The following is a 25,115-nucleotide window of genomic DNA, read 5'->3' as shown; positions in this document are numbered from 1 at the left end:
AACGAGCCTTCTGGCTGGTGATTCCTGCATGCGTCCCCTTTCATTGAGCGGCTGTTCGCGATCAAACCCATCCTGCGAGGCGCGCGAAGTAGCCGCACAGTGCATTTCTATTTAACGTCAAAACGCCCGCGAATACCCAAAATGAAAATGGCCCCACCTTGCGGATGGGGCCATTCTAGACATGGAAACCGGAATTGGGGGTTAGCTGAACCGCCCGGCCGCGTGCGCCAGCATCGTGTAGACCTTGCCGGTATCGGACGTCAGGTAGCTCTGCGTCATTACCTTGTCGCTGTCGTTGCGAGCGACGTCGCCGAGCAGTTTTTCAAAATCGGCGATGTAGCGGTCGACGGCAGTGCGGAACTCCGGCTCGCGATCGTATTTGCGCTTGATCTCGTCGAAGGTCTGCTGGCCCTTCAGCGTGTAGAGGCGGCGGGTGAAGACGTCGCGCTCGCCGCGCTGGTAACGCCGCCACAGGTCGACCGAGGCGTCGTGGTCGATGGCGCGGGCGATGTCGACCGACAGCGAGTTCAGCGATTCCATGACATGGCGCGGATTGCGGGTATCGCCGGCGCGGGCGGCGGGCTGTGCCTCGCTTGCGCGTTGCGCAGGGACGGGCGCCGGTGCCTCCTCGTCGCGCGATGCACCGCGCAGCAGGTCACGCATCCAGCCGCTGCCTTCGCCGGACTGCGGACGTGTCACCGCTACCGGCTCCTGCTGCCGAACGACCGGCTGCTGGGCGGCGCGCGGTTGTTCCAGGCCGAGACTTCCACGGAGCAGGGGCTCCTGCTCCTGGCGGCGCGGCTCTACGGCTGGCTGCTGGGCAACGGCGCGGACCGGTGCCGCGGCCACAGGCTGCTGTTGTGCGACGGCCTGCTGGCGTGGCGCCGGCTGGGCAATCTCAAGCTGGCCGGAGGACTTGCCGATGATGTCGGAGAGTTCCTGCAGCGCCTTGATCTGTTCGGCAACGGCGCGGCGCATGACCGAGGCGTTTTCCTTGGCTTCTTCCGGCAGGTCGAAGGCGCCGCGCTTCAGTTCCTCGCGGGTCATGTCGAGCTCGCGGCGGATCTCGCTGGCCGAGCGGCGGATTTCTTCGGTTGCGCCGCTGAAGCGGCTGACGGCTTCTTCGACGGCCTTGCGGATCGCTTCGCTCATCTGCAGGGCGGCACCGTCCGACTTCTTGCCGGTTTCGGTCATCATACGGTCGATATCCGACAGCGAGGCGCCGACGCTGCCGCGCAGGCGCGAGGCAACTTCTTTGGAGCGCTCCTCGGCGCGGGCAAAGGCACCCTCGACGGAGAGGCCCGCATCCTCGCCGGCCTTTGCGACGGCGGCGCGCATGGCTTCGCTCGCCGACGTTGCGCGGGCTTCGGCTTCCGACAACGTCTTGCTGACATCGGCGAAGGAAGCCTGGACGCCGGCGCGCAGGTTGCTGGCGATTTCGTTCGAGCGTTCCTCGGCGCGAACGAACACCGATTCGACCGACAAGCTGGCTTCGTCGCCTGCCTTGACCACCGCATCGCGCATGGCCTCGGCAGCCGAGGCGGCGCGCTGTTCGGCGTCTGTCAGGATACGCCCGACATCGTTGAAGGACGTCTGGATGCCGGAGCGCAGGTTGCCTGCGATCTGCGCCGAGCGATCTTCGGCGCGCTGGAAGGCGCCATCGACGAAGCCTTCAAGGGCATGCATGGTCTTCTCTATCTCTTCAGAGCGGCTGACAAGGCCGACCGAGAGGGTGCGCAGCGCATCCTGCCGTTCTTCGAGCGTGCTGACCAGATTGGACTGCGCTGCGCCCAGAAGGTCGGATGCCTGGCTGAGCACCTTGGAATGATCTTCGAAGCGCCCGACGATGCCGCCGATCTGCGACAGGGTCGAGCCGGAGATATTGGCGAGCTTGTCGACCTTGCCTTCGAGAAGGCGGGTCGAGGTGGACAGCATGTCGGAAGCGCGATTGGCCGATTCCGAGAACCGCGTCGTGGTCGCTTCCAGCTGTTGGTCCATGGCGCCGAGATTGGCGCTTGCCTGCTCGATGACGCCTGCGATCGACGAGTTGCTCGCCGCCAATTGATCGATCAGACCCATGGCCGTCGACTGCAGGCGGTTCTCGACCATCTTCATCGCCTTGGCGGTTTCTTCCGCGCGGCTCGAGATGGCATTCAGCGTCTCGCCGGTGCGGGCGGTCAGGCTCTCGAGCAGCGTCGCATTTTCGGCGCGCAGGCGTTCCGCGCTCTCGCGGGCGACCTCGCTGATGCGGTCTGCGGCTTCCTTGCCGGTGGCGGCGTACTGATCGATGACCGGGCGAGCCTTCTCGTCGATCAGGCGCGACAGTTCGGCGGAGCGGCCGGCGAGCATCGAGTTGAGTTCGCGCGTGCCGTCGTCAAGGGTGGTGCGGATCGTGTTGCCGCGCGCTTCCAGGGCCTTCTCCACGTCGGTAAGGCTCTGCTGCAGCGACGACGCCTGTTCCGCCACGCGCGACTGCGTCTGGGCGATCCGGGCGGCCGCACCATCGGTTGCTTCTCCCACGGAACGCGCCAGTTCGGCGCTGCGCATTGCTGCGGTCGCGGCGGTCTGCTCTATGCTGGACTGGAAATCGGACTGACGCGCGGCCATTGCCTGCGCAAAATCCTCGCCGGCCTTGGCCAGCAGTTCTGCAGAGCGCACGGCTTCAGCATCGATGCCCTGCGCTGCGTCGCTGACGGCGCCGCGCAGGTTCGTCACGAGACCGGCAGCCTTGCCTTCGATCGTCCGGCTGACATTGTCGAGACCGATCGACAGGGCACGGTCCATGGTTCCGAGCCGCTCTTCGATGCGGCCCGTACCGCCCTCGATGCTGGCTTCGATACGAGCGGCGGCTTCGTCGCTGACGCGGCCGAGTTCAGCCGTATGGCTGAAGAGCGTGTCGGCAATGCGGGTCGCGGCCGTGCCGCTGATGCGGTCGATCTCGTCCGCGCGCCCGGCCAGGCTGTCGGAAATGCGGGTTGCTGCTGCGGTGCTCACCCGATCAAGCTCCGCCGTGCGGTCACTCAATGTTTCTGCGATCCGGGCCGCGGCGCTGTTGCCGATGCGGTCGATTTCTTCGGTGCGGCTTGCAAGGCTGTCGGCGATCATCGCGGCAGCGGCCGTGCTGACTTGGTCGAACTCAGCCGTGTGGTCTGAGAGCGCGTCTGCGATGCGGGCCGCAGCGACGCTGCCGATGCGGTCGATTTCGTCGGCGCGTCCGGCAAGGCTGTCGGCAATGCGTGCCGCAGCCCTGTCACTGACCTGGTCGAATTCGGAGACCTTGGCGGACAGCGTGTCGGCGATCCTCTGGCCGGCATTGTCGACGAATTCGCTGACGCCGCCGACGCTGTCGCGAATACGGCCTTCCAGCGCTCCGAGGCTACCTTCGATGCGCGCACCGGTTTCGTCGACGCTGCTGTTGATAGCGGAGAGGGACGTGTCCATCCGGTGCGTTAGCGTGTCGGCGGCGCGGCTGATGTGATCGGCGGTCTCGCCGAGTTGGGTTGCCACGTGGCTGGTGCTTGCCAGCATGCGCTGTTCGAGCGCCGCGGCACTCTGGTCTATGACGCCCCCAAGTTCCGCCTGACGCTCTTCCAGCGTCATTTCCAGCATGCTGGCGCTGGTGGCGAGCGTTGTGGCAATGGAGGTCGCCTGTTCGCTGAGCACGTCGGAAAGCTGTTCGGTTCCGTGGGCGACGGCAACGTTGATCGCGTTGAGCCGGTCGTCCAGCGTCGTCCGGATCTGATCATGGGTGGAGGCAAGCGATGTCGCCAGCTGACCGGCGCGTCCGGACAGCGTCTGTTCGATATCGGATGCCCTGCCTGCCATCGAGGCAGCGAGTTCCGAGGCATGGCTAGACAGGGCCGTGGCGATCTCGGCCGAGGTGCTGGTCATCGTGCCGGCGATCTCGCTGACACGGCCGCTGAGGTTTTCGGCGATCGCCGCAACGCGGCCCGAAAGCTGCTGCTCGATATCGCCGACCCGGTCGGCCATGGTTTCTGCGATCGCGCTGGCGCGATAGGAGAGGCCGTCGGCGATTTCTTCCGAGCGGTTGCTCAGTGTGTCGACCATTTCGGTCGCGCGGGCGGACAGCGTGCCGGCGATCTCTGCCGAGCGCTCGGCGAGAAGCGTGTCGAGCGTCGCCGTCTGGCTGGCGAGGGTGTCGCCGAGCGTGCGGCTTTGTTCGGACAGCAGCGTTTCCAACCGTTCCGTCGTGCCGCCGATCGCGCTTTCAATCGCGCCTGCAGACGAGGTGAGAACGTTGGCTAGCGAACCGGTGCGCTGTGACAGGATGGTGTCGATCCGTTCTGCGGTGCCGTCAAAGGCGCTGTCGATTGCGGTCGTTGACGAAGTCAGCACGTTTTCGAGCGCGCCGGTGCGCTGCGAGAGGATCGCATCGATCCGTTCTGCCGTGCCGTCAAAGGCGCTGTCGATCGCTGCCGTTGATGAAGTCAGCACGTTTGCGAGCGCGCCAGTGCGCTGCGAGAGGATCGTGTCGATCCGTTCTGCCGTGCCGTCAAAGGCGCTGTCGATCGCTGCCGTTGACGAGGTCAGCACGTTCGCGAGTGCGCCGGTGCGCTGCGAGAGGATCGTGTCGATCCGTTCTGCCGTGCCGTCAAAGGCGCTGTCGATCGCTGCCGTTGACGAGGTCAGCACGTTCGCGAGTGCGCCGGTGCGCTGCGAGAGGATCGTATCGATCCGTTCCGCCGTGCCCTCGAAGGCACTGTCGATGGATTCCGAGCTTGCCGCAAGCAGGCTCGAAAGCTCGACCGTGCGCTCAGAAAGGGTGTTGTCGAGGCGGAACTGGCTGGCGGCGATGGAGCTGGTGATCTCGTCGGCGCGGTTGGTCAGCGTGTCCTCGATGCGGCCATGGATTGCCTGCAGGCCGTCGATGAAGCCGCTGGTCCGGGTGTTGAGGTTTTCCGCAAGCTGCTGGTTGCTGGCGGCGATCGCGTTGGTGCGGGCATCAAGCGTTTCGGCGAGCCGCTGCTGACTTTCCGTGAGCGCAGTTTCGAGCGAACCGGCGCGCTGCACGAAGCCGGATTCGATCCGATCCTGCGCCGCAGTGAGCGCGCTCATCAACGAGCCGGAGCGTTCGGACAGCACTCCGTCGATTCGGGCGTGCGCATTGCCGATCGCTTCGCTGAGCTCGGCGGTCTTGCCGCTGATCGTGTGTTCGATGAAGTCCTGCGTCGTGCCGAGCGTGGTCGCGAGCGTCAGGGACTGTTCGGACAGGGCGGACTCGAAGCGCTCGATACCACCGTCCAGCATGCCACCGATGGATTCGGCGCCGCCGGTCACCGACTGGTTGATGCGGGCGAGGCTTTCCATCAGCTTGGAATCGAGCATGCCGGCGCGCTTGTCGAAGGCGGTCGCGAATTCGTGGAAGCGGGAATCGAAGGCCGTCGCCAGTTGTCCGACCGTTGTCTGCAGCTTCTCCTCGAAGAAGCCAGAGCGCAGGTCGAGATCCATGATCATGTCGTCGGAACTGGTCTTCAGGCTCTGGCGGAAGCTCGCGCCCTTTTCGTCCAGCGTGGCGTTCAGCGTGTTGAGAATATCGTCGAGACCGCCGGTGATGGCCTGCTGGCCGACATTGAGGCTCTCGTTCAGATCGCGCGTGCGGGCGATCAGCGTCTCGTTGAGCTGGCGCGCGCGCTCATTCAGCGCGGCATTCAGCTTCTCTGTGTTGGCGTCGAGCGTGGAGGCGCGCGTTTCGAACTGACCGAGCAGTTGCTGGCCGCGCTTGCTGAGCGTCTGGCTGAGATTTTCGAGACGGGTATCGAACTCGTTGCTGAGCGACACGCCGGCGGTCGTGAGACCTGAGACCAAAGCATCGGTGCGGGTCGAGAGCATGGCGTCGATCGTCTGCGTCGCGCTGTTCGAGCGCTCCATCAGGGCTGCGGCGCGGGTTTCGATCATCGACGCGAAGGCTTCACCGGAAGTGGCGATACGGCTGGCGATATCATCGCCGGCAGTCGCCAGTTCGTCCTTCAATTGCGTGTGGGCGCCGGCGATCGACGAACGGATACGCTCGGCATGGCCGACGATGGATTCCCGCTCCAGTCCGAGTTCCTGGACCAGCGTGCGCACCCGCAGTTCGTTGTCGCTGTAGCTGCGCTCGAGCGCGTTGACTTCGGAATGAACCAGCGTTTCGAGTTCGGTCGCGCGCGCAATCGTGCGCTCGATGCCCTCGTTCATTGCCGAGACTTCGCGGCGAACGGCCTGGCCGACCGTCATGATGCGCTCGGACGCTGCCGTTTCAGGTTCGGCAAGGCGCAGGGCGACCTCGGCCATCGACCGGGCGGCGCTGCGCAGTTCCTGTGCGCGCGTAATCATGACGGCGAACGAGAAGAACAGCATCACCGGCAGGATGATGAAGATCGCCACGCCGATGGCGCCCGGCATGGCCGACAGGTCGGCAAGCGAGCGGATCTGCCAGATTTCCGGACCAAAGAGCAGGTTGGCGACACCAAGGCCGCCGATAACCCAGAGCGCGGAGACAGCGGCGGCGATCCGCATCGCCGAGCGGCTGGAGCGGACGTCCAGCGAGCGCAGAATGGCGGCGGGCGTTCTGCGGCCATCATCGTTGGCAGGCGCGAAGGCGGGCGCCTTGGGGGCCGGTTCGGGAGAGAGACTTCTTGGCGTTTCCGTCGCCCGTCCCGCGCGGGCTGCCTGATCCTGCGGCTTTGTCGTCTTTGCCTGGCTGGGTGCCGGTGCCTGGCTCACTGGTTCAGACACTTTTCCCTCCGGATCGCCCACCGACGTCTTGTCGTTCAGGGCCGACTTAAGCTCGTCAAAGTCGATTTTCAAAGCGTCTTCCAACGCCTGAAATGCCTTGTCGTCGATCGACTCGTTGCTTTTATTTGTCGCCATGCGGATACGCCTCGTTACTAAACTGTCCTTTCGAAAGGACCCTCCGCAACACCGCCTGCATTGGGAGCACCTCCGATACTCGGACGGTGACAGCAGGATACGCGCATCACATCTACGCAGAACCTGACATGCACCCATTTCAACCACGCACCGACGGAACAGCACATCAGCCCCGTAGGTGCTTCATTCGATGCGGTTTTCCGTCAGGACTGTCTGCACCTTAAGGCATAAACATATCCCTCAACGTACCGTAGTGACACATTCACCGGTTTCTTACAATTAAGCGCCCCCGGCATTCGTTAAAATCCTAACAAGTTCTTAATGAAAAGTGGACCTTTTCCCCGCAGAAACCCTTGTAATCAGGCGGTTTAATGGCCGTTAACCATGCCGAGCGAAAGCTGCCCTCATTGCGCCGCGTTTTAATCAGATAGCAGCGCCGATCCGGCCTAATGGGCTCCTGAGACGAGCGAAATGACGGCCGGACTGGGCATCGGGAGGGTAACGCCCGCACCATCTTCGAGCCTCATAATAGCCTGACTGGTCAAGCACTTCCAGACAAACCGGAGACCGTCCGGCGTCATGGACGGGCAGAACTAAAAAACAGAATGTGACCGGTGACGGGCCGGTTGCGTCAGAAAAAAACAGAATAAGGATATTGGCACATGGCGGCACTCAAGATCGCGTTCGAAGCACCCGACAATTTCGGCGGGGCATGTCCCTCGAAGTCGAGGCCGATCGATCTGGTTCACCTGGCAACGCAGACGATGGGCGACAAGCTCCTGGAAATCGAAGTGCTGCAGATGTTCGCGCGCCAGGCGCGGCAGCTGATGAAGGAATTGTCGTCCGCCAATGCTGACGTGGCGGTCTCGACTGCGCATCGCCTCAAAGGTGCCGCTCTTGCCGTCGGTGCTTTCGGTGTTGCCGAGGCAGCCGGCGCCGTTGAGGTCGGGCCCGAGCAGGCCGACCATCTTGCAGCGTTGAGCGCTGCGGTGATCGAGGCCGAACTGTTCATCCTGAAGCTCTGCCGCTGAGGGCGAACCCGAAAGTCGCCTGGCCTGCAGGACGCCTTGCGGTGATGAAGCCTCGCGGGTGAACGCCGGGCTCGAAAATCGCTTCGTGTTGACTGGCGATGGGAATTGTTGGAAGAAATCGGACGAATTTGCCGCATCCCGCCGCCGCCTCTGGTATAGGGGCGGCGTGATTGTTCCTGCGGTATACCGATACAACGCCAAGCATCCGGAAAACCAAATGCCCAAACTGACCATCATCGCCTTCGACGGCACGCAGTATGACTTTGACGTTCAAAATGGTTCGACCGTCATGGAAAATGCGGTGCGCAATTCGGTTCCCGGTATCGAAGCCGAGTGCGGCGGCGCCTGTGCCTGTGCGACCTGTCATGTCTATGTGGACGAGGAATGGTCGGCGACGGTCGGTGCGCCGGAGGCGATGGAAGAGGACATGCTCGATTTCGCCTATGATGTGAAGCCGACCTCGCGGCTCTCCTGTCAGATCAAGATGAGCGACGGCCTGGACGGGCTCGTGGTTCATGTTCCCGAGCGCCAGGCCTGACCTTCATTGCGACCGCTTTAGGGCAAGGAAGAAAAAGCCCCGCTGGTCGCAACGACGAGCGGGGCTAGGAGGGCGCATCACATACAGACGAGGGAGGGAACATCTGCTGCTTTCGGATACGCCAGGAGAACGCCACATGCGCAATGGATCGGGCCGGTCGAACATCAATCCGGTACAGAACAGTCAAGCGCGAAACAATACTTCCGGTAAAAGGCATCCTGCATGGATGCATGGTGACTAGATCCGGACTGAGAGTGAAGAGAGTTTATTTTCCTGCTTTTCACTCGATGCTTACACTATACCTTATCTTTCGGCACTGTTATATGGTGAGAAATCACCAGTGAGATGCTGTTGACGTCGCAAGTTTTGCACAAGCCGGGTGATTCGTTTTTTTGGTTGCTCGAAGCGGACGCAGGAATCTTGCAGACGATTTAGCGTTTGGCCTTCGTCATCGCATCCAGCCGGTACTGCAGCAACCGGATCATGCGGCGATCGAAGTTGGCCGCCTCCGTCCTATCGAAGCGGGCCTGGTCTCGATCGTGTTCCTGGATCGCCGTTTCGCTTAACCGGGCAACACGCGCCTGCATGCGCTCGCAGTCGGCCTCGGGTCTCAATGCGAGGAAATCCTTCTCCAGCTTGCGGGCATGGTTGCGGGCAATCTCGGCGTGGCGCTCCTCATGGCGTTTGATGTCGCTTGCCAACGTATCCCAGACGAGCGCCAGATCCCGGTTTGCCGTTCCACGGTTTTTCCACCGCGGCAGGATCAGCTTGGTGCTGAGCGTGACCTTGGCGCTGCCGACGGCGCAGCGACTGCCGTGTCTCACATAGGTTATCGTACCGCCGAACTTGATCTTGGTGGCGCCGGGATGGCGCGCGCCGGTAGAATTCATCATCGGACCACGCGCGGACAGCGCCTTGTCGAGCTCTTCGGCCGTGCGGCCGCCGACCGAGAAGTAGGTGATGCTTTTGTTCATGACCGTGTCGGCAAGCGCTAGCGAAGAATGGCTCGCACCGATGCTCAAAATCAGAAACGCGGCGAAGGAAATGCGGCCAGTCGGCATAGGTTTACAGGTCTCGGCAGTTGAACTTCTCTAGAGCTTGGGGCATAGCCAGCCTGAGCGCAACAGCAAATAACGTGCGTCTCGGACAAATTGGAAAACACAATGTAATCCGAGCCTTTGTTGCAAGAAGTGGCATCTTCGGCCTGCATTTGTGGTCAAAGCAAGTCCGCTGAGGCCGCGGGCCGGCAAGAGGGAGTGAAACCATCATGGATGATCCTTTCGATCCCTTCGAATGGAAGCTGGCGCATGGGCGAAGCCTCGCACTCGGCCCTACCGGACTGCTCATGGCGATCATCAACGTGACGCCGGATTCCTTTTCCGATGGCGGCGTCTACGACGATGTCGAAGCTGCGGTGTCGCACGCGCTGCACTGCCTCGAACAGGGAGCCGCGATCCTCGATATCGGCGGCGAATCGACCCGGCCGGGTGCCGCCGCGGTCACGGCTGCCGAAGAACAGGCGCGGGTGCTTCCCGTCATTGCCGCACTTGCCCAACGAACGGATGCGACCCTGTCCGTCGATACCTACCGGGCCGAGACCGCGCGGCTGGCGGTTGCAGCAGGTGCGCATATCATCAATGACGTGCATGGCCTGCAGCGTGAGCCCGATCTAGCGAATGTGGCGGCGGCGACCGGGGCAGGGCTTTGCATCATGCATACCGGCCGCGACCGCGAAAAACTCACAGATGTCGTGCGCGATCAATATCATTTTCTCGAGCGCTCTCTGGAAATCGCGGCTGCCGCCGGCGTCGAGCACGACCGGATCGTTCTCGATCCCGGCTTCGGTTTCGCCAAGGATACCGATGAGAACGTCGAACTGATGACGCGCTTCTGTGAACTGCGAGGTTTCGGACTGCCGCTTCTGGCAGGAACGTCGCGCAAGCGCTTCATCGGAGCCATCACGGGGCGCGAAGCGCCGGATCGGGATGTCGGCACGGCGGCCACGACCGCATTGCTGAGAATGGCGGGCGCTGCGGTTTTCCGGGTACATGATGTCGCAATCAACAGGGATGCGCTTCTCGTGGCGGATGCTATGCTGGCGACAAAAAGACAGGCGCAGAAGAAACACGGGACGGAAAATCAGCCATGACAGCGATCTATACGATCACCCTCAAGAATTGCGCCTTCTTCGCCCGCCATGGCGTCCACGACGAAGAGGAATTTCTCGGGCAGCGTTTCTTCGTCGATGCCGAGCTGGATGTCGAGCAGGGAACGGCGCTTGTCGAGGATTCGATCGATGATACAGTGCATTACGGTGTTGCCTTCACCGAGATCGAGAAGATCATCACCGGCCGCCGGCGTTATCTGATCGAGGCGCTGGCGCTCGAGGTTGCCACCACGCTCTGTTCGGTCTTTCCGCAGATCCGCCGCGCGAAAATATCGATCCGCAAGCCGAACGCGCCGGTTCCGGGTGTTCTCGACTATGTCGAAGTGACGGTCGAGCATTTTGCCTGAGATGCCGACCCATCTGGCGACACTCGGTCTCGGCGGCAATATCGGCGACCCGGCCAGTTCGATGGCCCGGGCTCTCGTGCTCCTCGACACGCGGCCGGACTGCGCGGTGACGCACGTCTCGAAACTCTACAGGACACCGCCCTGGGGCAAGACGGATCAGGCCTGGTTTTTCAATGCCTGCGCCGCGGTTGAAACCTCGCTTTTGCCCGACGAGCTGCTCGATGCCTGCCTATCGATCGAGCGCCAGATGAAACGGGAGCGGCTGGAGCGCTGGGGGCCGCGCACGATCGACATCGACGTGCTGACCTATGACAGTCTGAGCCAACAGTCCCAGACGCTGGAAATACCGCATCCGCGCATGACGGAACGTGGGTTCGTGCTGAAGCCGCTCGCCGATTTCGCCCCGGATCTCATTGTTGCCGGCAAATCGGTGGCCGAATGGCTCATGAGTGCCGATGTCACGGGCATCGAAGTGGCCGATCCGCGAAATGATTGGTGGCGGCAACGCGCGCCGCAATCGGCCGTTTGAAACGCAAAAGAGCCGGACGAGCCGGCTCTCTGAAAACGTTCCGAAAACCACCGTTATTTCTTGATCGAGCCGACGGCGATGGCATCGAGCTGACGGTTGAGGCTGACGCCGATCACCGGCACCATCGTATCCTCGACCTTTACCGAGATGGTGATGTTCAGGGTCGAATCGCCTTGCAGACGGGCGATCATCGCGCCGTTCAGCTTCTTGCGGTTGATGCCGACGACGACCTTGTCCTTGCCGACGTTGCCGGAGACGATATCAAGGCCCTTGCCGTTGGCACCATCGAGGAACTTGCCGCTATAGCTTTTGCCGGACTGGGTGATGACGGCGGACATCGGCTGCTTGAAGACGCCGACACGGCAGAAACCGTCGAGCTTGATGCCGGCCGAGCTTTCGCTCGCTTCACCGGTGAGGTCGCAGGTGAATTTCGTGCCCTTGTATTTTCCCGCGACGATCTCGCCCGGGCCCTTCCACTGGCCGGAAACCTGTTCGAAAAACGCCTTGTCGTTGCCGCCCGAGAGTGCCGGAGAGGCTGCGCAGGTGAGAGCTGCAAGCGAGGCTGCGGCAACGCCGCGAGCGATCAAAGAAGGGCGCGAAAACATAAACGATCCTTGATGGTCAAATGTCAGGAATGTGAGGCTACATTTGCACTTAAATGGTTAATGGAGTGTTTCTCCGGCCCTCCGGGAGGCCGCTTGCGATGCTCACGAAATGTTTCATCAGGACTTGCCCGACGTCTGAAATCATTGGAAATCCTGGGCTTTCACGCGCGCCTCACTGCGATGTGTGCGCTGGTGAGCGGAGTTGCGTTGAAACCGAACCGGGATTGGTTACGTAGTTGCGCATACAAGGGAGGCTTGCCATGACCATCATCGACGACATCGAATCGCGTTTAGCGCACCATGGTGGCGACGGCAAGGTGATCTACCGGCACCGGATCGCCACGCGCGTCACGCATTGGACCTGGGCGATTGCCTTATTCTTCCTGCTGCTCAGCGGGTTGCAGATCTTCAATGCCCATCCGGAACTTTATATCGGCAAACAATCCGGTTTCGAGTTCGACAACAGCGTCCTGTCCATGCGCGCCATGCAGACCGCCGACGGCAAGGTCGATGGTTACACCACGATCTTCGGACGGAGCTACAAGACGAGCGGCGTCTTTGGGATGAGCGGACCGGCGGACAACCCGTCCTACCGCGGCTTCCCGGCCTGGGCGACGCTGCCATCGTACCAGGATCTGTCGACCGGGCGGGTCGTCCATTTCTTCTTTGCCTGGTTCTTCGTGGCGGCTTTCCTCGTCTGGTTCGTCAGCAGCCTGATCAGCGGCCATCTCAGGCGCGATATTCTTCCGTCCCTCGCGGATATCAGGGGCTTGCCGAAAAGCCTTTCCGATCATTTGCGGTTCCGCTTTCATCATGATGGCCGCTACAACGTCCTGCAGAAGCTCGCCTATGCCGGCGTCCTGCTCGTCATCTTCCCGCTGATCATACTGACGGGCATTACCATGTCGCCTGGCATGAACGCCGCCTGGCCGTGGCTGCTCGACGTTTTCGGCGGGCGGCAGACGGCGCGGACCATCCATTTCATTTGTATGGCGCTGCTGGTGGGGTTCTTCCTGATCCATATCTTCATGGTTATCGCGGCTGGCCCTCTGAACGAAATGCGCTCGATCATCACCGGCTGGTATCGCACCGACCCCGAAAAGAAAGAGGAGCATACGGCATGAGCGGGTTTATCATCAATCGCCGCAAGTTCCTCACCGTTGCCGGGGCGGCCGCCTCGACCATCCCGCTCTCCGGCTGCGATGCGTTCGACGGTTTCCTGTCCAGCCAGAGCCCCGTGCGGGATGTCCTGGCTTCGGCAAACAGCCTGACCTATCGCGTCCAGCGCATGCTGATCGATGCCGACGCGCTGGCGCCGGAATTCTCGGCGACCGAGGTGCGCCAAGGACAGCGGCCAAATGGCTCGACCGACCCGACCGATGCGGACTATCTGGCACTCAAGGAAAAGGCTTTTGCCGACTATCGACTGACGGTTGGCGGGCTGGTCGAAAAGCCGCTGAGCTTTAGCCTTGATGAACTGCGCAACATGCCGGCCCGCACGCAGATCACCCGGCACGACTGTGTCGAGGGCTGGAGCTGTATCGCCAAATGGACTGGCGTGCCGCTCGCCAGGATCCTCGACGAAGCCAAGGTGAAGCCTGAAGCGCGCTTCGTGATCTTCCATTGTTACGACAGCATGAACCTCGGTCTGTCCGGCGCCGTGCGATACTACGAATCGATCGACCTGATCGACGCGGGCCATCCGCAGACTATCCTTGCCTATGGCTGCAACGACGAGGCGCTGCGCGTGGCCAATGGTGCGCCGCTGCGGCTGCGCATCGAGCGTCAGCTCGGCTACAAGATGGCGAAATACGTCAAAGGTATCGAACTCGCCGCGACGCTCGCGCCCTACGGCAGCGGCAAGGGCGGCTTTTGGGAAGATCTTGGCTACGAATGGTATGCCGGCATTTAAAGCGCATCGCGCCAAAACGGATTCATGCGATGCGCTTTAGGTCTTTGTTCTTATGCATGTCGTTGTCCCAAAACCGCTGCGCACTTTTGGGCGACATGCGCTAGCCGTCGCCCTCGGGTGCTTTCGTCCTCGACATTCCGGGTGTCAGATCGCCGATGAAATCGCCGATACCGGGGCGTTTCAGCGCCCGGAACGGCATCGGTCGGCAGAGATCCATCGCGGCGATGCCGATACGCGCTGTCATCAGGCCATTGATGACGCCTTCGCCGAGCCGGGCCGACAGTTTCGAGGCAAGGCCATGGCCGAGCACCTGCTGGATCAGACTGTCTCCGACGGCGATCGAGCCGGTGACGGCGAGATGTGCGATCACGTCGCGCATCAGCCGCAAGAGGCCGAACGTACCTGGGCGCCCACCGTAAAGGTCGGCCATCGCCCGGATCAGACGGGCGGATTCATAGATGACGTAGCCGAGGTCAACGAGCGCTCGTGGGCTGACGGCTGTGACGATCGAGACTCGTTTCGAGGCGTTGAGAATGAGCGCCCGCGCCTCCCGATCGAGCGGCGTCAGCAATTCGCGCTCGGTCAGGTCAAGCAGATGCGGGCTGTCGATGATGTCGGTTTCGGTTTCCTTGAGGCGCAGACGCCCGCGTGCTGTCTGCGGTTTGGTGGCAAGCAGGTGCACGAGATGGGCCATCACCTTCCGGGCCGGCTTGGGCGTCGGCGCAAGGCTTGCGTCGATTGCCTCCTGCTTCAGCGCCTGGATGGCATTCAGCCGCATGATACCTGCCAGCTCGCGGGCGATGACCACGAGGAACGCGAGCAAGCCGCTGGCGGCGGCAGCGATTGCGAGATAGCCGAGCCAGTCGGCACGGGTGAAGAGATCGCGCACCAGACTGTCGATCCACAGGCCGACGGCCAGGGACACCAAAATACCCAAGGCGGCGAATACAAGTTTACCGAAGGAAAAGCGGCGCTTGCGCGGTGCCGCCTCCGGCGGGGCGGGCAGCGCGCTGGTCGCCAGGAACGGATCCTCGGCGTCAGGTGTCATGACGATGTTTTCGTCGAAACTGGCGGGTGAGCGGCGCACCGGATCGCGGCGGGCTGCCGATGTCGATGGTTCGCCTTCGACAGTAAAAACGGCGGGCTTTCGTTTTGGCGTTTTCGGCGTATCGCTCATGCCAGCCGGTCTCCGAACAAAAATTGCATCGCCCTGTCAAGCCTGATGTGCGGCACCGACAATTTCAGTCCACCGCCGGTTTCCTCGATATGCGGCGGCCGGAAACGCACGAAACTCAGGTCAGGGACCAGGCTCTCCTCCGGTCTTGATTCAAGGTCCTGAAAAAGTGCATCAGGATTCTGCGGTAAGTCGCCGGTAAATATCGCTGTTTTCCGTTCTCCGTCAAAGGTTTCGCCGTTGATCGCCTCGCCGGCGATCGGGGTCCCGACGATGACCGGCAGGGCGTGACCGTCATGATTGACCGTCGCCTCGCGGGTTGCCCGGACCGAGGCTATGGCCATGACTTCGAGCCCCGCGCCGCTGATGCCGATGCGATCGATGGCGCGCTGCACGAGCCGGGCGGCGATGCGCTCCAGGCGGTCGTGGCTCTCATGATGCAGATGGTCGGCCTTGGTCGCGGCGATCAGCACCTTGTCGATCCGTTTGGTCAGGAAGGCCGACAGGAAGGAATTGGTGCCTGGCCGGAAACTGGCGAGCACATCGGCGAGCGCGCCTTCGAGGTCGAGCAGCGACTCCGGGCCGCGGTTGATCGCCTGCAGCGCATCGATCAGGACGATCTGCCGGTCGAGCCGGGCAAAATGCTCGCGGAAGAACGGCTTGACCACATGGGTCTTGTAGGCCTCGTAGCGCCGCTCCATCATCGCCCAGAGCGAGCCTTTTGGCGCACGGCCTTCGGGCAGGTTGGCGAGTGGTGAGAAAGTCAGTGCCGGCGAGCCTTCCAGGTCGCCAGGCATCAGGAAGCGGCCCGGTGGGAGCGTCGACAGGGAACGTTCGTCGGATTTGCAGGCCTTCAGGTAGCGTGTGAAGGCTTCGGCAAGCCGCTGTGCGTCCGCTTCGACCGCGGGCATGGTGATATCGAGCGATGTGGCGAGTGAAAGCCAGTCCGCGGAGAGCTCGGCACGTATGCCGGTTTTTGCCCGCTCGACCGTCTTGTTGCTGAAGGAGCGGAAATCCTGCGTCAGCAGCGGCAGATCAAGGAGCCATTCGCCGGGATAGTCGACGATGTCGATCGATAGCCGGCCCGGTGAGAACATCCGGTTCCAGCCGCTGGCGCTTTCGTAGTCGAGTGTGATGCGTAATTGCGAGATCGCGCGGGTCGAATCCGGCCAGACCCGGTCGCGGACAAGCGCGGCAATGTGATCCTCGTACTGGAAGCGCGGCACCGCGTCGTCCGGTTGCGGCTCAAGTCTTATCTTCGACACGCGCCCGGAGCGGACGGCCTCGAAGACCGGCAGGCGGCCACCATTCAGGAGATTATGGACGAGCGACGAGATGAATACGGTCTTGCCGGCGCGCGAAAGCCCGGTCACCCCGAGCCGCAGCGTCGGATTGACGAAACCGGATGCGCGATCGGTCAAGGTATCGAGCGCAAGCCGGGCGTCATCGGAAATGCGGGTCAGGAGCGATGGCAAATTTTCGGGCCTCGGAACGCGTTGTATCTGGCCTCGGGGCCAATTTGGTCGTTTGCGATATAGGACGCCCGAGCGGCCGAAAAAAGTGTTGCCCTGCGGCGTTCACCCGTCATGACATTCCGGATCAAGCCAGGCCACGAGTCTAGCCGGTGGCAAAATACCGGCTTGCGGGCGGTCGTGGAAATCAATCACCGCAAGTGCGCCAGGCGGATATCCGTAGGGGATCGTCTCAGCTGCCACGCGCTCGCCGAGAATTTCGCGCAGGATTTCCTCGATCGCCGGATTGTGGCCGACCACCATCAGCGAGGCGAGGGAGCCTTGGCCGGTGATGATCTCGCGATAGCTGTCTGCGGCGCCCTCATAGAGCGCGTCGATATCGCGGATGTCCAGATTCTCGCCCATTGCGCGGCGGAATGCCTCGGCCGTCTGCAGGCAGCGAACAGCCGTGGAAGTCAGGATAAGTTCCGGGGCAAAACCGCGATCTGCCGCCATTTCGGCGACGATCTCGGCCTCGACCAAGCCAGCGTCGCCAAGTGTCCTGTCGAAATCCTTCTGACCCGGAAGCGCCCAGCCGGCCTTGGCATGTCGGAGAAGGTAGAGCCGGAAACCAGGGGCAGGTGGGGCAGACATAAGGCGGGATCCCAGAAATTGGATCGACGGCAGCAGCATCGATCGCTCGGCTTTAGACGAGCTTTGTCCGCCGGGCCCGCGGAAAGATCAAGTCACAGGGATTTGTTTTTCAACATGCCGGGCTTCAGCAGTTCGCCAGGCTGTCGGTTTTAGGACAGTGACGCCCAAGTTCCGCGCGTTCGCTTCTTGCCTGCAGCGTGAGGCGTGAAACATGTGCCTATGTTTTGTGCGTCCGGCATTTCGCAATTTGGCGCTGGGGTTCTTTTTGATCCTGTGCCCGCAACTTTGGGTATGGGTAGCGGTTATCGCGCGTAAGACAATTTCACGAAAAATTACAAACCTGTAATTTTGATGAAATATTAGCCTGTTAGCCTCGCAACTAAGCAAAGCTTAAAAAGCGGTGTGCTATTTTTCAGAGACTTGAAACGGCGCCTGCATGGGTCTATACACCGCCGCACATGAGATGTTCTTCAGGAGAATCGCGTTGAGTGAGAAGATCGATCTTAGTTCCTTTGTCCTGTCCGAGACTGAGGAATTCATGAATACCAACCAGCGTGCATACTTTAGAGCAAAGCTGAACGCCTGGAAAAACGACATCCTCCGTGAGGCGCGTGAAACGCTCGGGCACCTCGCCGAGGAAAGTGCAAACCACCCTGATCTTGCAGACAGAGCATCTTCGGAAACTGACCGGGCCATCGAGCTTCGGGCCCGTGACCGGCAGCGCAAGCTGATCTCCAAGATCGATGCAGCCCTGCAGCGCCTGGACGAGGGAACCTACGGCTACTGTGAGGAGACGGGCGAGCCGATTGGATTGAAGCGTCTCGACGCACGGCCGATCGCCACGCTTTCGATCGAAGCGCAGGAGCGCCACGAACGGCGGGAAAAAGTCTACCGCGACGAATAACCGCTCTAGTCCCAAAACATTGAAAACGGCGCGAAAACTTCGCGCCGTTTTTGTTGTGCGCCCAGCATGGGCACATTCTTGTGGGTGCAAGTCCCACCCCCGCCGCGGCACAGGAACGACACAGGCGCGGGCTGCTGGACGCGGCCCTGAGGCGAGAGAACCTTTTGCAGACCTGGAAGCAGGTGCGGGCCAACAAAGGCGCGGCGGGCGCGGACGGACTGGACATCGACCAGACGGCCGCGATGCTGCGCAAGTGCTGGCCGGCCATCCGCGACAGCCTACCGGAAGGGACGTATCGGCCGCAGCCGGTGCGTCGCGTGATGATCCCGAAGCCGGGGGGCGGCGCGCGCGAGCTTGGCATCCCCACGGTGCAGGACTGCCTGATCCAACAGGCGCTCCTGCAAGTCCTCCAGCCAATCCTTGATCCGACCTTCAGCCAGCACAGCTACGGCTTCCGCCCGGGAAAGAGTGCGCACAATGCCGTCCTGGCGGCGCAATCGTTCGTGCAGTCCGGGCGGCGGGTCGTGGTGGACGTGGACCTGGAGAAGTTCTTCGACCGGGTTGACCACGACATCCTGATCGACCGTCTGCGCAGGAAAAACCCCGATCCCGGCATTATCCGCCTGGTCCGGGCGTACCTGAACGCCGACATTGTCGATGGGGATGCCACCGTCAAGCGGATCAGGGGCACGCCGCAAGGCGGGCCGCTGTCGCCGCTTCTGGCCAACCTGCTGCTGGATGAGGTGGACAAGGAACTTGAACGGCGGGGCCATGCGTTCTGCCGCTATGCCGACGACTGCAATGTCTATGCGCGGTCGCAGCGGGCGGGTGAACGGGTGATGGCTCTGCTGCGGCGCCTTTATGGCCGACTTCACCTGACGGTGAACGAGACCAAAAGCGCCGTTGCCAGCGTCTTCGGCCGCAAGTTCCTCGGCTACGCCCTCTGGGTGGCGCCGGGCGTGGCCAAGACAATCGAACATGGAGGCTATATGGATGAACAATCGCTCTCACATGCGACCTGGGACTGCAAATATCATGTGGTCTTTGGCAGCAAATACCGGACGAAAAGATTCTACGGGGACGGACGGCGTGAGTTGGGTGAACTCCTACGTCGGCTGGCGCTGCAAAAGGGCTGCCAGATCGAGCAGGGCCAATTGATGCCCGACCATGTGCACATGCTGATATCGATCCCGCCGAAATACTCGGTGGCGCATATTGTCGGCTTTCTGAAAGGCAAGACCGCTCTTTATGTTGCCAACAAATATGCCTGCAAGCGGCGATATAAGGGGTATCACTTTTGGGCACGCGGCTATTTCGTCTCGACGACGGGCTAGAATGAGCAGGTCGTCAGACAATACATCCGTAATCAGGAAAAGGCCGACAAAGCTTCCGACTTTGCCGACCTCTTCAATCGTAGCTACTAAGCGCTAACAAAACCACTTCTAGTGGTTCAAGCGCAGCGTTTCAAACCTCCACCTCTGGTGGAGGTCATGACTTTTACCTCGCAGGGCTGTCACTGCATTCGAACGCACTTCCCAAGGTCAGTTCTTCCGGTTGACGGCGATCTCGTTCAGCATCCGGTTCATCTCGTCTTCCAGCGTCGGTTCCGTCCGCCCGCCCGCAAGGCTCCCGAGCCGCGGTTCCTGGCGGCTCACCGGGTTGGATGAGGACGCGTTCGCGCGCTGGTCACCGTCAACGCGAACGTCATCAGCCGTTAGCTTGCCGAGGTCACCGGTGATCTGGGCATCGAGGATGCGTTCGAATTCGGCGCTGGAGGTATCCCGCTGGCTCTGCGTGGCCGGCAGGGCGGTTTGCGCGCCTGAGCCCGGCACGGGAGTTGTCTGCGTCAGGGGACGTTGCACCGGAGTTGGCTGGTTCGCGGCCAGCACGCGCGTTCTCGCCGCCTCCAGAATGTCTTCCGGAGACTCGGCCCTCTCGACCGCGACCGTCGGTATCGTATTCGAGGCCACGGGTTGGGGGCGCGGCTGGGTAGCGACCACACGTTCCGGCATTGATTGACGGATGTCGTCCGAGGCGATCGTCTGCGGTCTTGCCGGGGCACCCCTTGCCGCTGTGGTCGAGACTTGGTCGGAGCTTTCGCCATAGAGAACCTGCCCCATCGCTGAGACTGGCACGGTCCGGGTGTCGGCCTGTGGCGCCGCGCGGCGTTCCGTCGTCGGACGCGTAGCTGCCGTTTCCGGAAGGGAGGATGTTGCTGCCGCCTGCGGTGCGGCCTGTGCAGCAATGCGGCTCTCGATGACCACGTCCGTCGGGCCGCCGATCATGATCAGATGCTCGACATCGTCCCGGCGTACCAGAACCAGGCGCCTGCGCGTATCGATGGCGGCTGCATCGAGCACGGCGAGCCGCGGCTGGCGGTTCTTGCCGCCGCGGATGAAGGGAGAGGACGGCCGGTTGCGGATGAACCAGAGCACGGCCACGAGGCAAAAAAGACCAAGAGCCACAGCGCCCGCGGCGATGATAAAACGGGTACCGTTGTTGCCAACGATATCTTCGATCATGTGCGTCCTCCAATGAAAGAACACAAGGGGCAAAACACTTCCGTTTGGCGGCTTTTCCTTGGGTTCGGTTATGGTTTGATCAGCTTTTTTGCCGATCGGCTAAATCTCTTCCTTCCGCGCGACAGGCATCTGCCGTTCGGTTCTTGAACCAATCTCCAATGCGTGACCTGATGCCTGTGGCTTCGGTCACAGAGTGGCGTTCGGCTCCCGGTTTCCCATTCTCCTTAAGGAGCGCAGCCCAGTCTTGCCGGGCTCGCTAGACGCACATCAGGACAACCGGGATATCGTCGACGCGCCTTCCATCGTGGTGGTGCCGCGCGGCTCGTAAGCGCGCTGGTCACGCAGGATCTGGAAGGCGATCGTCAAAAGCTTGCGTGCAATCGCCACTCGCGCCTTGTTCACGCCTCTGATCTTCAGGTGTTCGTATTGGGCGCGAAGCTGAGCATCGCTGGCGATGGCGGGCGTCACCGCCTCGACGAAAGCCCAGCGCAGCCACTTGTTGCCTTGTCTGATGATCTTGCCGTGGAAGGTCTTGCCGCCGCTCGAATAGGTCGACGGCACCAGCCCGGCATAGGCGGCAAGCTTCTTCGGGCTGCGGAACCGCGCTATGTCGTCGATCTCCGCATCGACCAGCCTTGCGAAGAACTCGCCGATGCCGGGGATCGTCTTCAACAGTTTGACGTTGGCATTGGCCCTGGTCATCGCCCGGATCGTCGCTTCCGACTGCTTGATCCGCACGTCGATGTCGCCGATGAAGGCGAGGCCGCGATCGATCTGGATACGGTCGATCTCTGAGACGTTGACCTGCGCCAACTGGATGCGGCCGGCCCTACCGAACAGGTCGCCGAGCTTCTTCAACTGCGCCGTCTGCTCCGGATAACGATCGAACACCGTGACGATGCGGTTCTTCGTCATCGTGCGCAGCCGCACGTAAAACATCCGCTCGCGCAGCGCGATGCGCAGCTCTCGGGATTGTTCGCCCGGTGCCCAAGCTTCCGGCACCAGGTCGGCCCTGAGCAGATGCGCCAGCACCGTCGCATCGATCTTGTCGGTCTTGATCTTGGCGTCGGCGATCGCCTTGACCTTCAACGGATGGGCGAGAACGACATCGTCACAAATGTCGTCGAGCCAGTCATACATCACCATCCAGTTGCGGGTCGCCTCGACAACCGCATGCGAGCTCTCGCGGTAGCGTTCGAGAAAGCCGCCCAGCGACTGGCGGTCGTTCTTCACCCGGCCGGATCTGAGCGTCTTGCCGCTGCTGTCCTGCACCACCAGATGACTGTAGGATTTGTGGTAGTCGACGCCGATATGGTATTCATAAGAGGCAGTCATGCTTCCAACTCCCTTGTTGAGATCTTGCGAACCCCAATAGGATAAGCCGAAAGGCTGGAAGTGTGACTGTCCCTCGATCATCACCTGCATCTCAGTGATCCGTTCTCTCCAGAGGCGGACTCTTTCATGCCACCTCCTTCGTGATATCTTGACTTGCGTCCATTTGACGGCTTTTTTCAGATAGAGACAAGCGATGTTGCACTTTGTCCAAGTCTCATTGGTGTATCATCGATGTAGCGTCATAGCCGACTTTGGCGAGGTCGCGCGGGACATTCCCTGTGAATTGACGCCAGTGCCTTTCATAGGTGCTTTCTGCTCTTCCCCGTGGCTGTTAAAGATGATTCTGCTTGGTGTTTCGCGGTCCGCCAGCGCGGATTGCATATCCGCCCCGGCTGCCGCTAAGCGGAGCAGATAGACCGAACCCACGCATTCATTCCGAAGGCGCGCGGCACCGGTTGTAGACGAGGGCCCTATGACGAAATTGCGGCAGGCAGGTGACTATCACATGCCGATTGTGGACCGTGGAAGCCGGCCGGGAACGGTGCTGCGGATTATTCTGCTCGCCATCGTCCTAACCGGTTCGGCCGTGGCCTTCGTCATTTTCAAAAATCAGCTCGAAAACGAGATCGTGCTTGGGATACTCGGCGTGCTGGCCATGGTCGGCATCTTCTTTCTGGTCTCTTCCGTCATCGGCTTCATCGAAGTCATGCCGCAGTCGCGGCCCGATGAACTCGCTCGCGCCTTTCTCGACGGCCACCAGGACGGAACCCTGATTACCGACCGCAAGGGCCGGATCATCTATGCCAATGCCGCCTATGGCGCGCTCACCGGCGCGACCAAGGCGACGGAAATCCAGTCGCTCGAAACCATTCTGTCGCGTAACCGCGAGGCAACCGAGGCGATCTACCGGCTGACCAACGGCCTGCACGAGCGCAAGCCCGGCCATGAGGAGTTCCGCCTGCTGAAGCCGTTGAGCTCGGCCGGTGGCGCTAACGGCTCGGGTGCGCACTGGTTTCGGCTCAAGGCGCGCGTGCTGCCGCTCGAAGACGGTGATCGCCACCCGCTCTATATCTGGCAGATTTCCGACATCACCTCCGAGCGTGACGATCAGGAGCGGTTCTTCAAGGAATTGCAGAACGCCATCGATTATCTCGATCACGCGCCGGCCGGCTTCTTCTCCGCCGGCAAGAAGGGCGAGATCTTCTACGTCAACGCCACGCTCGCAGACTGGCTGGGGCTCGACCTCACGAAATTCCAGCCGGGATCGATGACGATCGCCGATCTGGTGGCGGGCGAGGGGCTGGCGCTCGTCCAGTCCGTGCAAGCCGAACCGGGCCTGAAAAAGACCAAGACGCTCGACCTCGACCTGCGCAAGGCCAACGGCCAGAGTTTTGCCGTGCGCATGGTCCACCGGGTTTCCTCGACCCGCGACGGCGCTCCGGGCGAAAGCCGAACGATCGTGCTTGCCCGCTCCAACGACGATGAAAGCGACCAGTCGGCTTCGATCGCTGCCATGCGCTTCACCCGCTTTTTCAACAACACGCCGATGGCGATCGCCTCCGTCGATGGTGACGGCCGGATCTTGAGAACCAATGCGCCGTTCCTGAAACTGTTTTCGGGCGTTGTCTCGCAGGATGACATGGAGCATGGGGCGCTGCTTGAAGCCGTCGTCCACGCGCCGGACCGGCCGCAACTGCGTGAGGCGCTGGAGGCGGCCAAGGACCGGCAGGGCGATATTGCCCCTATCGATTCGCTCCATCCGACCGATGAGACGCGGCATTTTCGCTTTTATGTGAACGCCGTCATCGACCAGAGCGATCAGGCGCCGGAAGAAGCAGCGATCGTCTATGCCGTGGAGATTACCGAGCAGAAGGCGCTCGAAACCCAGATGGCGCAGACGCAGAAGATGAATGCGGTCGGCACGCTGGCAGGCGGTATCGCGCATGACTTCAACAACGTGCTGACGGCGATACTCCTCTCCTCGGATCACCTGCTTCTCTCGGCCCGTCCGTCCGACGCGAGCTTTGCCGATTTGATGGAGATCAAGCGCAACGCCAACCGCGCCGCAGTGCTGGTTCGCCAGCTTCTCGCCTTTTCCCGCAAGCAGACCATGCGTCCAACCGTGCTCAGCATGACCGACGTCGTTGGCGATCTGCGGATGCTGGTTGATCGCATGACCGGCACCAACGTCAGATTGGAAGTCGATTACGGCCGCGATCTCTGGCCGGTGCGCACCGATCTTGGCCAGTTCGAACAGGTCATTCTCAACCTTGCCGTCAACGCCCGCGATGCCATGCCCGATGGCGGCGTGATTACGCTGCGCACGCGCAACCTGCCGGCTGCGGAAGTCGCGGCGCTGAACAGGCGCGAACTGCCGGAGGAGGATTATGTGATGGTCGAGGTGTCCGACCAGGGCACGGGCATTCCGCCCGAGATTCTCGACAAGATCTTCGAACCCTTCTTCACCACCAAGGAAGTCGGTAAAGGCACCGGTCTCGGGCTGTCGATGGTCTACGGCATCATCAAGCAGTCCGGCGGCTACATCTATCCCGAATCCGAAGTCGGCAAGGGAACGACGTTCCGCATCCTGCTGCCGCGCTATATCGAGGAAGCGCCACTGCCGGGCGACGTGGCTGACGCGCCGGCCGCCACCCTGCTTGGAACGAAGCCTCCTTCCAAGGCGGAGGAGCCGACCGACCTTACCGGCAACTCGGCTGTGGTGCTTCTGGTGGAGGACGAGGAAGCCGTCCGCCGCGGTGGCAAGCGCATGCTGGAGACCCGCGGCTATACCGTGCACGAGGCAGGTTCGGGTGTCGAGGCGCTCGAGATCATGGAGGAACTGCACGGTGCGGTCGATATCGTCGTCTCCGACGTCGTCATGCCCGAAATGGACGGGCCGACGCTGCTTCGGGAAATCCGCAAGAGTTATCCGGACCTGAAATTCATCTTCGTCTCCGGCTATGCCGAGGACGCCTTCGCCAAGAACCTGCCGGCCGACGCGAAATTCGGCTTTCTGCCGAAGCCGTTTTCGCTGAAGCAGCTTGCCGTTGCCGTGCGCGAGATGCTGGATAGCTGA

Annotated in this window: 17 protein-coding genes and 2 pseudogenes; 11 read left to right on the top strand and 8 right to left on the bottom strand. The window is 61.7% G+C overall.

The features are described from left to right. Window positions 1-201: 201 nt before the first annotated feature. The gene (locus WI754_RS16555) at window positions 202-6,870 is read right to left on the bottom strand and encodes a kinesin (RefSeq protein WP_349434569.1); all 6,669 of its coding nucleotides are present in this window, start codon (window positions 6,868-6,870) and stop codon (window positions 202-204) included. A gap of 662 nt (window positions 6,871-7,532) precedes the next feature. Here WI754_RS16555 and WI754_RS16550 point away from each other — a divergent pair. Both WI754_RS16550 and WI754_RS16545 read left to right on the top strand, forming a co-directional pair. Further along, window positions 7,533-7,901: an Hpt domain-containing protein gene (locus WI754_RS16550; RefSeq protein ID WP_349434568.1), complete on the top strand. Its 369-nt coding sequence runs from the start codon at window positions 7,533-7,535 to the stop codon at window positions 7,899-7,901. 217 nt (window positions 7,902-8,118) lie between these two features. After that, entirely contained in the window at window positions 8,119-8,439 is a 321-nt protein-coding gene (locus tag WI754_RS16545; protein ID WP_112846812.1) for a 2Fe-2S iron-sulfur cluster-binding protein, read from the top strand. Window positions 8,440-8,870: 431 nt separating this feature from the next. On the opposite strand, the gene WI754_RS16540 is transcribed toward WI754_RS16545, so the two are convergent. Next, entirely contained in the window at window positions 8,871-9,500 is a 630-nt protein-coding gene (locus tag WI754_RS16540; RefSeq protein ID WP_349434567.1) for a DUF922 domain-containing protein, read from the bottom strand. Between the two features lie 203 nt (window positions 9,501-9,703). Here WI754_RS16540 and folP point away from each other — a divergent pair, with 203 nt between their 5' ends. The 3 genes from folP to folK are packed head-to-tail and all read left to right on the top strand — an operon-like array spanning window position 9,704 to window position 11,482. Then, entirely contained in the window at window positions 9,704-10,588 is an 885-nt protein-coding gene (gene folP, locus WI754_RS16535) for a dihydropteroate synthase (RefSeq protein WP_349437840.1), read from the top strand. Then, window positions 10,585-10,953 carry a dihydroneopterin aldolase gene (gene folB, locus WI754_RS16530; protein WP_112846756.1) on the top strand — a complete coding sequence of 123 codons (369 nt, stop codon included), beginning with the start codon at window positions 10,585-10,587 and terminating at the stop codon, window positions 10,951-10,953. The genes folP and folB overlap by 4 nt, the downstream gene beginning before the upstream one ends. 1 nt (window position 10,954) lies before the next feature. Then, window positions 10,955-11,482, top strand: coding sequence for a 2-amino-4-hydroxy-6-hydroxymethyldihydropteridine diphosphokinase (folK, locus tag WI754_RS16525; protein WP_349434566.1), 528 nt, complete (start codon window positions 10,955-10,957; stop codon window positions 11,480-11,482). A gap of 53 nt (window positions 11,483-11,535) precedes the next feature. Here the strand turns inward: folK and WI754_RS16520 are convergent, their stop codons facing one another. Then, the gene (locus WI754_RS16520; RefSeq protein ID WP_349434565.1) at window positions 11,536-12,087 is read right to left on the bottom strand and encodes a hypothetical protein; all 552 of its coding nucleotides are present in this window, start codon (window positions 12,085-12,087) and stop codon (window positions 11,536-11,538) included. Between the two features lie 260 nt (window positions 12,088-12,347). On the opposite strand from WI754_RS16520, the gene WI754_RS16515 reads away from it, so the two are divergent. Then, entirely contained in the window at window positions 12,348-13,211 is an 864-nt protein-coding gene (locus WI754_RS16515; RefSeq protein WP_349434564.1) for a cytochrome b/b6 domain-containing protein, read from the top strand. Next, window positions 13,208-13,999, top strand: coding sequence for a molybdopterin-binding protein (locus WI754_RS16510; protein ID WP_349434563.1), 792 nt, complete (start codon window positions 13,208-13,210; stop codon window positions 13,997-13,999). The genes WI754_RS16515 and WI754_RS16510 overlap by 4 nt, the downstream gene beginning before the upstream one ends. A gap of 100 nt (window positions 14,000-14,099) precedes the next feature. Here WI754_RS16510 and WI754_RS16505 read toward each other — a convergent pair whose 3' ends face one another. The 3 genes from WI754_RS16505 to WI754_RS16495 form a co-directional block, all read right to left on the bottom strand. Continuing rightward, window positions 14,100-15,176: a TIGR01620 family protein gene (locus WI754_RS16505; protein ID WP_349434562.1), complete on the bottom strand. Its 1,077-nt coding sequence runs from the start codon at window positions 15,174-15,176 to the stop codon at window positions 14,100-14,102. Then, a complete protein-coding gene (locus WI754_RS16500) occupies window positions 15,173-16,648 on the bottom strand; it encodes a YcjX family protein (protein WP_349434561.1) in 1,476 nt (491 codons plus the stop codon). The genes WI754_RS16505 and WI754_RS16500 overlap by 4 nt, the downstream gene beginning before the upstream one ends. A 102-nt stretch (window positions 16,649-16,750) precedes the next feature. Next, window positions 16,751-17,278: a histidine phosphatase family protein gene (locus WI754_RS16495; protein ID WP_349434560.1), complete on the bottom strand. Its 528-nt coding sequence runs from the start codon at window positions 17,276-17,278 to the stop codon at window positions 16,751-16,753. Window positions 17,279-17,762: 484 nt separating this feature from the next. Here WI754_RS16495 and dksA point away from each other — a divergent pair, with 484 nt between their 5' ends. From dksA to tnpA, 3 genes and pseudogenes are all read left to right on the top strand, one after another. Then, window positions 17,763-18,182 (top strand): RNA polymerase-binding protein DksA, encoded by a 420-nt coding sequence (gene dksA, locus WI754_RS16490; protein WP_018324683.1) that lies wholly within the window; start codon window positions 17,763-17,765, stop codon window positions 18,180-18,182. A 74-nt stretch (window positions 18,183-18,256) separates the two neighbouring features. Then, window positions 18,257-19,123 (top strand): annotated as a pseudogene (gene ltrA, locus WI754_RS16485) (group II intron reverse transcriptase/maturase); the annotation flags it as partial. A gap of 48 nt (window positions 19,124-19,171) precedes the next feature. Continuing rightward, window positions 19,172-19,606, top strand: a pseudogene (gene tnpA, locus WI754_RS16480) (IS200/IS605 family transposase). A gap of 117 nt (window positions 19,607-19,723) precedes the next feature. Here the strand turns inward: tnpA and WI754_RS16475 are convergent. Together WI754_RS16475 and WI754_RS16470 are read right to left on the bottom strand one after the other, a co-directional pair. After that, entirely contained in the window at window positions 19,724-20,704 is a 981-nt protein-coding gene (locus WI754_RS16475; protein ID WP_349434559.1) for a flagellar biosynthetic protein FliO, read from the bottom strand. A 267-nt stretch (window positions 20,705-20,971) separates the two neighbouring features. After that, window positions 20,972-22,039, bottom strand: coding sequence for an IS110 family transposase (locus tag WI754_RS16470; RefSeq protein ID WP_349434558.1), 1,068 nt, complete (start codon window positions 22,037-22,039; stop codon window positions 20,972-20,974). 472 nt (window positions 22,040-22,511) lie between these two features. Here WI754_RS16470 and WI754_RS16465 point away from each other — a divergent pair, with 472 nt between their 5' ends. Beyond that, entirely contained in the window at window positions 22,512-25,115 is a 2,604-nt protein-coding gene (locus tag WI754_RS16465) for a response regulator (RefSeq protein WP_349434557.1), read from the top strand.

The organism is Pararhizobium sp. A13 (assembly GCF_040126305.1).
Lineage (GTDB): Bacteria > Pseudomonadota > Alphaproteobacteria > Rhizobiales > Rhizobiaceae > Pararhizobium.
This window is presented reverse-complemented; position numbering and strand designations above follow the sequence as displayed.